The organism is Candidatus Desulfatibia sp. (assembly GCF_036446775.1).
Classification (GTDB): Bacteria; Desulfobacterota; Desulfobacteria; order Desulfobacterales; family UBA11574; genus Desulfatibia_A.
On the sequence record NZ_JAZFTO010000252.1, the window covers coordinates 1 to 4,192 of the forward strand.

Annotated in this window: 3 protein-coding genes; all 3 read left to right on the plus strand. The window is 46.3% G+C overall.

The window, feature by feature from the left end; genetic code table 11:
• The coding region (locus V3S16_RS11760) for a UDP-galactopyranose mutase (RefSeq protein ID WP_413885155.1) at nt 1-1,047 on the plus strand (1,047 nt) is incomplete at its 5' end.
• Nucleotides 1,040-2,428, plus strand: a complete 1,389-nt coding sequence (locus tag V3S16_RS11765; RefSeq protein ID WP_413885157.1) for a glycosyltransferase family 39 protein — start codon at nt 1,040-1,042, stop codon at nt 2,426-2,428. The genes V3S16_RS11760 and V3S16_RS11765, both read left to right, overlap by 8 nt.
• Nucleotides 2,429-2,833: 405 nt before the next feature.
• On the plus strand, nt 2,834-4,192 hold a 1,359-nt coding region (locus V3S16_RS11770; RefSeq protein ID WP_413885159.1), incomplete at its 3' end, for a transporter substrate-binding domain-containing protein.

A 4,192-nucleotide genomic window follows, 5' to 3' on the forward strand; every position in this document is an offset into this window, starting at 1 on the left:
TATTTGGGCGGCTCCCGTATGTCCGGACGCGCTCCCGAAGGGTCGTTCGAGCGGTGGGTGGACGACAAGTTCGGAAGGCCGCTTAACGACTACTTCTTCAAGCCGTACACCGAAAAGCTGTGGGGCATTCCCGCATCCAGGCTTTCGGACGATTGGGCCGCGCAGAGAATCTCGCTTTTAAATGTAAAAGACGCACTTTTGAAATCCCTCCCCTTTGCCGGTAAAACCCCAAGGACTTACGCCAAGACGTACTACTACCCGAAAGGTGGAATTGGCGCTATTTTCGAAACGATGGCCTCGGATATAAAACGCCTCGGAGGGACTATTCTTACCGGTATGGAACCGGTTGGGCTGGAAACCGAAGGGAACCGCGTTTCCAGAATTATCATAGGGAAAAATGGAAAAGGCCATTCGTCGATTGCGTCGGATAAGTTACTTTCGACCATTCCTCTCGATTCGGTCGCAAATCTTGTCGAACCGGGAATTTCGGCTCAGATTTCGTTCAGGAGTCTGCGTTTCCTGAACATCATGCTCGACAGTAAGGAGTTTTCGGAAAACACATGGATGTATGTGCCGGAACCGGAATTCATCATGTCGCGAATTCAGGAGCCGAAAAGGCGTAGCCCGTTCAGCGCGCCTGAAGGAAAAACATCCGTGATGCTGGAAATCCCCTGCGAATACGGGGACGACGTTTGGAGCATGAGCGACGACGGCCTGCTTGAAACCGTTTTAGCCAACCTCAAAGCGCTCGGGTTCGATATCGAACGGGAGGTAAAAGGCTGCTTTTCCACCCGCGCCCGTCATGCGTATCCCCGATATGAAATGGGCTATCTTGAAAAGGTTAAACGGCTTCGGAAAACAGTGGAGAGGTTTATTAACCTGTCCACTCTTGGACGACAGGGGCTCTTCCGTTATATATTCATGGATACGGCAATGATAATGGGGCGCGAATGGGCAACGAATATTTTAGGCAAAAGGGGAACGGAAAGGATTGACGAAATCTGCAATAGTAAAGAACTCATTGAAACGCAGTCCGTCGTTGCCTAGCCGTTCGACAATAGCGAAATTCTCGCCCTTATTCCTGGCAGCTTTTCTTTTTATCGCATTCGAAATTCTCACGGCCTCGCCATGGCCGGACGACCGGGACGGAGTAAATTTCCTCCTCGGTGTCAAAAGTTACGACATCGAATTCCACCAGCCGCACTTTCCCGGTTATCCGGCGTACATCGCCGCTGGCAAGGCAATGGCGCTTTTCACCGGCTCGGCGGAATGGGGCCTGATATTACTATCGGTATTTTCCGGGGTAGTTTGCCTTTTCATCACGTTTTTGGTGGCCGAAGAGGAATTCGATAGGCGAACGGCGTATATTATCGCGGCGGCGCTGGCCGTCAACCCGGTCTTTTTCGAGTTTTCACACAAGATATTCAGTGAAATTCCCGCATTGCTCTTAGGGCTACTTGCGATACTTGCTTTGGGAGGGAGCGGAAAAATTTCAACCGGCAGATGGTTTCTTGCCGGAATTTCCGTCGGCCTTATGCTTGGCGTACGTCTTTCGTGGTGGCCATTTGCTCTTTTCTACGTTGCAATCGCCCTGTTCACAGCTAAAAGGGCCTTTGCAGTTACAGGATTTTTGTTTGGGGTATTGCTCTGGCTCCTTCCGCAGGCGGCGTTTGTCGGCCCGGAACAACTTCTCAGTATCGGGAAATCGTTCACATCGGGGCATTTTAACGAGTGGGGCGGCGCGGTTGGAACAACGTTTGCCAATGGAAACAGGCCTGCTTTAATAGCAATGCGCATAGCCGAAGTCTTTGGCTGGGCCGGAACCGGAACGATGTGGACACGGATTCCATGGGCGCTTTTTATGGTTTTCGGATTTTTCACTTTTTTTTATTCCGGACATGAAAAAAGCGGGCGGATAAAATTTTTTGGCGCGGCGGCGGCCCTGTATTTCGTATGGGTCATCTTTGGGCAAAACCCGGAAAAAGTGCGCCATTTTATTCCATTCGTTCCGCTTTCACTGTTAATCGTTGGATACGCCATAAGAAAATATCCAAAGGGCGCTACGGTGATCTTGTTGATATACGCGCTCACCCTTCCAATCGACTACTCCCTGCGCGAATCTGACACCCCGCCCACCGTACGCTTAAAAAGATGGGTGGATTCCACATCGAATTCGTACACCCTGTTTTTTTGCGGGGAGTCAGAGCGTTTTTTCGACCTTCATCCCGCCAAAGCTAGGTTTGTAAATGTAACAGGTACAACTAACCTTGAGCTGGCGGTTAAATCGACATGGCCGGAACCTGACGCGAGTTTCATATGCGACGACATTCCCGGCTTTATTCCCGCCGGAAAGCCGGTCGCGCTTTTTCTGGCAAGAAAAGGCGACCCTGTGGACCGCTCCCTGAAAGTATATGAATCCACTTTTTAATATACGGATTTTTCGGCGGGCAAAGTCCCATGGTTTATGATTTTCTACAAGAGAAAGAAAAGGAAAACTTTTGAGCCAGTCATTCCATAACAGCGTACTTCCTATAAATTAACGTATTGGATATTATCCCTTACTCGGAGGCGCGCTGCCATTTAGTCAGGTAATACTCTATTAGTTTCGTATGCACCAGCCTAAAGCTCCGAGGACTGTTGATAGTGATAATGCACAATTTTTATTGAATTTGTGAATTATTATTTAAATTCTTAATGCTCCCTCCCCTTATACGTCTCTCCATAACCCTAAGCACTGAAAATACAACGCTATATAAATCGCTTTCTTGGCATTAATTATGCACCAATGGTTATTCGGTAGATAATTTAAGAAAGGTAACAGCTATGGGAAATTTTGATTAACATTCGCCTGTTTCTACTGTCGATTGTCCTTTTTGCCTCCAACATTGCGCTCGCAAATCCAATCAATACGGTAAAAGTAGGAGTATTCAACAATAATCCCATCGTTTTTCAGAAGGAAGATGGTAGTCACACCGGCTTAGCTATAGACGTTCTTGAAAACATCGCAACAAAAGAAGGCTGGAAACTCGAGTACGTACATGGCGTATGGAAGGATGTACTGAAAAAGCTCAAAACCGGTGAAATTGATTTAATTGTAGGCATTGCGTATACGGAACAGCGCAGCAAACTTTTCACATTTACACAAGAAACCCTTCTCAGCAATTATGGAATTGTGTTCAGAAATAGAGATGTTGCAATTACTTCATTGCTGGATCTGCAAGGAAAACGGATTGCTCTAAATCCGAAGGGTATTCATGCTAAAAGACTGTCAGAATTGCTGAAAAAGCTTGATATCGAATTTATTCCAGTGGATGCCAAAAACAACCATGATGTATTGCGCCTGATTGAGCAAGGTAAGGCTGAAGCAGGGGCAGTAAATCGTGTCTTCAGCATTATGCACGCCTCAAGTCATGATGCAATGGCAACGTCAATAATATTCAATCCGGTTGAAGTTCGTTATGCATCGCCTAAGGCAAGGAATAAGGACCTTGTCGAGACAATTGATGGATACCTCAATTCAATGAAAAAAGATCAACAGTCTAAATACCATTTGTATTTAGACAGATGGCTCACCAAGAGCGATCGCCATTTCAAGATTCCAACTTGGTTGAAATGGACTGCTTTAGTTTTAGTAGTGGGTTTTTTCTTTGCTGTATTAATGAGTATATTGTTGCGGATTCAAGTAAATGCCCGGACAAAAAAACTGCAGGAAAGTGAAGGTAAATTCCGATCCCTAACTGAAAACAGTCGGGATTACATAATGCTCTTCGACAAGCAATGTAGGCACATATACATAAATCCGGCGGGGCTGGCAGCCGGGGGAAATACCGAGAAGGAAATTATAGGTAAAAATCACCGTGAGGCGGGATTTGACCCGGCATTGTGTGACCTTTGGGAGGAAAAAATAAAGTATGTATTTGCTTCAGGGGAAAGCATCTCGGAGGAGTTTGGATGGGAAAGTGTTGAGGGGAAGGTTTCCCTCGATTGGCGATTGGAACCGATATTTGATGAAACCGGAAAGGTTGAAACGGTTCTAGGTATTGCACGGGACATCACCGAACGCAAAAAGACGGAAGAAAAATTAAAAGAAAAAGAAAAACTTGAAACTCTCTTGGCAATGGCAACGACTCTTAGCCATGAAATAAACAATCCGCTTACGACTATATTGGGCTATGCAAATAATTTGAAAGAC